Annotated in this window: 2 tRNA genes and 3 rRNA genes; all 5 read right to left on the bottom strand. The window is 53.8% G+C overall.

Going from position 1 to position 4,095, the window contains the following annotated elements:
- Nucleotides 1–90: ribosomal RNA gene (gene rrf / locus BMY22_RS22845) — 5S ribosomal RNA — on the bottom strand; the annotation flags it as partial.
- A gap of 158 nt (nt 91–248) precedes the next feature.
- Nucleotides 249–3,139 (bottom strand): 23S ribosomal RNA (locus BMY22_RS22840).
- A gap of 257 nt (nt 3,140–3,396) precedes the next feature.
- A tRNA-Ala gene (locus tag BMY22_RS22835) sits at nt 3,397–3,472 on the bottom strand.
- Nucleotides 3,473–3,517: 45 nt separating this feature from the next.
- A tRNA-Ile gene (locus BMY22_RS22830) sits at nt 3,518–3,594 on the bottom strand.
- A 93-nt stretch (nt 3,595–3,687) separates the two neighbouring features.
- A 16S ribosomal RNA gene (locus tag BMY22_RS22825) occupies nt 3,688–4,095 on the bottom strand; the annotation flags it as partial.

Here is a 4,095-nt window from a genome sequence, read left to right as displayed (position 1 = left end):
GGGAAACCCCACACTACCATCGGCGATGCGTCGTTTCACTGCTGAGTTCGGGATGGGATCAGGTGGTTCCAACGCTCTATGGTCGTCAAGCAATTCGGTTGGGATGTCGCGTTGCGGCGCCACCCCGAATCGGGTATGTGATGTTCTGCTTCGGTAGCCTTGCGGTCCAGCCAAATTTTCGGCTTAGTCGGCTAAGACCTCACCCACTGTAGCGACCTTTTCGGTCGGCCAGATTGTTTGGGTGTTATATGGTCAAGCCTCACGGGCAATTAGTATGGGTTAGCTCAACGCCTCACAACGCTTACACACCCCACCTATCAACGTCGTAGTCTTCGACGGCCCTTCAGGGAGCTCGAGGCTCCAGTGAGATCTCATCTTGAGGCAAGTTTCCCGCTTAGATGCTTTCAGCGGTTATCTTTTCCGAACATAGCTACCCGGCAGTGCCACTGGCGTGACAACCGGAACACCAGAGGTTCGTCCAACCCGGTCCTCTCGTACTAAGGTCAGCCCCTCTCAAATCTCAAACGTCCACGGCAGATAGGGACCGAACTGTCTCACGACGTTCTAAACCCAGCTCGCGTACCACTTTAAATGGCGAACAGCCATACCCTTGGGACCGGCTTCAGCCCCAGGATGTGATGAGCCGACATCGAGGTGCCAAACACCGCCGTCGATATGAACTCTTGGGCGGTATCAGCCTGTTATCCCCGGAGTACCTTTTATCCGTTGAGCGATGGCCCTTCCATACAGAACCACCGGATCACTAAGACCTACTTTCGTACCTGCTCGACGTGTCTGTCTCGCAGTCAAGCGCGCTTTTGCCTTTATACTCTGCGACCGATTTCCGACCGGTCTGAGCGCACCTTCGTACTCCTCCGTTACTCTTTGGGAGGAGACCGCCCCAGTCAAACTGCCCACCATACACTGTCCTCGATCCGGATAACGGACCAGAGTTAGAACCTCAAGCATGCCAGGGTGGTATTTCAAGGATGGCTCCACGCGAACTGGCGTCCACGCTTCAAAGCCTCCCACCTATCCTACACAAGCAGGCTCAAAGTCCAGTGCAAAGCTACAGTAAAGGTTCACGGGGTCTTTCCGTCTAGCCGCGGATACACTGCATCTTCACAGCGATTTCAATTTCACTGAGTCTCGGGTGGAGACAGCGCCGCCATCGTTACGCCATTCGTGCAGGTCGGAACTTACCCGACAAGGAATTTCGCTACCTTAGGACCGTTATAGTTACGGCCGCCGTTTACCGGGGCTTCGATCAAGAGCTTCGCTTGCGCTAACCCCATCAATTAACCTTCCGGCACCGGGCAGGCGTCACACCCTATACGTCCACTTTCGTGTTTGCAGAGTGCTGTGTTTTTAATAAACAGTCGCAGCGGCCTGGTATCTTCGACCGGCATGGGCTTACCGAGAAAATCGTTCACCCTCACCGGCGCACCTTCTCCCGAAGTTACGGTGCCATTTTGCCTAGTTCCTTCACCCGAGTTCTCTCAAGCGCCTTGGTATTCTCTACCCAACCACCTGTGTCGGTTTGGGGTACGGTTCCTGATTACCTGAAGCTTAGAGGCTTTTCCTGGAAGCAGGGCATCGACCACTTCGCATTCTAAAAGAACGCTCGTCATCAGCTCTCGGCCTTGAACACCCGGATTTGCCTAAGTGTTCGGCCTACCACCTTAAACTTGGACAACCAACGCCAAGCTGGCCTAGCCTTCTCCGTCCCCCCATCGCAGTAACCAGAAGTACGGGAATATTAACCCGTTTCCCATCGACTACGCTCTTCAGCCTCGCCTTAGGGACCGACTCACCCTGCGTCGATTAACGTTGCGCAGGAACCCTTGGTCTTTCGGCGTGGGAGTTTTTCACTCCCATTGTCGTTACTCATGTCAGCATTCGCACTTCTGATACCTCCAGCAAGCCTCTCGACTCACCTTCACAGGCTTACAGAACGCTCCTCTACCGCTCATCCGAAGATGAACCCGTAGCTTCGGTGCCTGGTTTGAGCCCCGTTACATCTTCCGCGCAGGCCGACTCGACTAGTGAGCTATTACGCTTTCTTTAAAGGGTGGCTGCTTCTAAGCCAACCTCCTAGCTGTCTAAGCCTTCCCACATCGTTTCCCACTTAACCAGGACTTTGGGACCTTAGCTGACGGTCTGGGTTGTTTCCCTTTTCACGACGGACGTTAGCACCCGCCGTGTGTCTCCCGTGCTGACACTTGCCGGTATTCGGAGTTTGCATCGGTTTGGTAAGTCGGGATGACCCCCTAGCCGAAACAGTGCTCTACCCCCAGCAGTGATACACGAGGCGCTACCTAAATAGCTTTCGAGGAGAACCAGCTATCTCCGAGCTTGATTAGCCTTTCACTCCGATCCACAAGTCATCCGCTACCTTTTCAACGGGAGTCGGTTCGGTCCTCCAGTCAGTGTTACCTAACCTTCAACCTGCTCATGGATAGATCGCCCGGTTTCGGGTCTATACCCAGCGACTAAACGCCCTATTAAGACTCGCTTTCGCTACGCCTCCCCTATTCGGTTAAGCTCGCCACTGAATATAAGTCGCTGACCCATTATACAAAAGGTACGCAGTCACCCAACAATGTGGGCTCCCACTGCTTGTACGCATACGGTTTCAGGTTCTATTTCACTCCCCTCTCCGGGGTTCTTTTCGCCTTTCCCTCACGGTACTGGTTCACTATCGGTCAGTCAGGAGTATTTAGCCTTGGAGGATGGTCCCCCCATGTTCAGACAACGTTTCACGTGCGCCGTCCTACTCGATTTCACTTGCCAGATCCTTTCGTATACGGGGCTATCACCCACTATGGCGGCACTTTCCAGAGCCTTCTACTAGAATCAAGCAAGCTTAAGGGCTAGTCCCCGTTCGCTCGCCACTACTAAGGGAATCTCGGTTGATTTCTTTTCCTCAGGGTACTTAGATGTTTCAGTTCCCCTGGTTCGCCTCTTGCACCTATGGATTCAGTACAAGATACCTGCCTTATGGCAGGTGGGTTTCCCCATTCAGAAATCTCCGGATCACAGTCTGTTTGCCGACTCCCCGAAGCTTATCGCAGGCTACCACGTCTTTCATCGCCTCTGACTGCCAAGGCATCCACCGTATGCGCTTCTTCACTTGACCATATAACCCCAAGCAATCTGTGGCCTCGCGGCCTTGCCTGGATGGGGTGAAGACGACATTCGCCGAAAATTCGCGCTTGAACTCGCAAATTTACCTTGACCTCATCGATTGCAGTGAAACAATCGATCAGTCTACTTCTATCACATACCCGAATTTTTAAAGAACAGTTCTGGCGCAAAGACCAGAAATCAACATTTGCCTGCGGCAGGCGGCCGTCAGGAAATGCTCATTTCTGAGCTTTCAGCGATGGTGGGAATTGGTGGAGCCAAGGAGGATCGAACTCCTGACCTCCTGCGTGCAAAGCAGGCGCTCTCCCAGCTGAGCTATGGCCCCTCTACCCTCTTCACGAGGTCATGACCGGCCACGCCCCTTGACAATTGGTGGGTCTGGGCAGATTCGAACTGCCGACCTCACCCTTATCAGGGGTGCGCTCTAACCAACTGAGCTACAGACCCAATCGTCTCACTCTCGGGTCTAGACCCAATCGCTTTTCGCTAGTGAATCAAGCAATTCGTGTGGGAGCTTATGAGAAAGCCGGGATCTTCGATTAAGGAGGTGATCCAGCCGCAGGTTCCCCTACGGCTACCTTGTTACGACTTCACCCCAGTCATGAATCACTCCGTGGTAACCGTCCCCCCGAAGGTTAGACTAGCTACTTCTGGAGCAACCCACTCCCATGGTGTGACGGGCGGTGTGTACAAGGCCCGGGAACGTATTCACCGCGACATTCTGATTCGCGATTACTAGCGATTCCGACTTCACGCAGTCGAGTTGCAGACTGCGATCCGGACTACGATCGGTTTTCTGGGATTAGCTCCGCCTCGCGACTTGGCAACCCTCTGTACCGACCATTGTAGCACGTGTGTAGCCCTGGCCGTAAGGGCCATGATGACTTGACGTCATCCCCACCTTCCTCCGGTTTGTCACCGGCAGTCTCCTTAGAGTGCCCACCATGA

The organism is Azotobacter beijerinckii (genome assembly GCF_900110885.1).
GTDB lineage: Bacteria > Pseudomonadota > Gammaproteobacteria > Pseudomonadales > Pseudomonadaceae > Azotobacter > Azotobacter beijerinckii.
The sequence above is the reverse complement of the archived record's forward strand: the minus strand, read 5'-3'. Positions and strand labels throughout refer to the sequence as shown.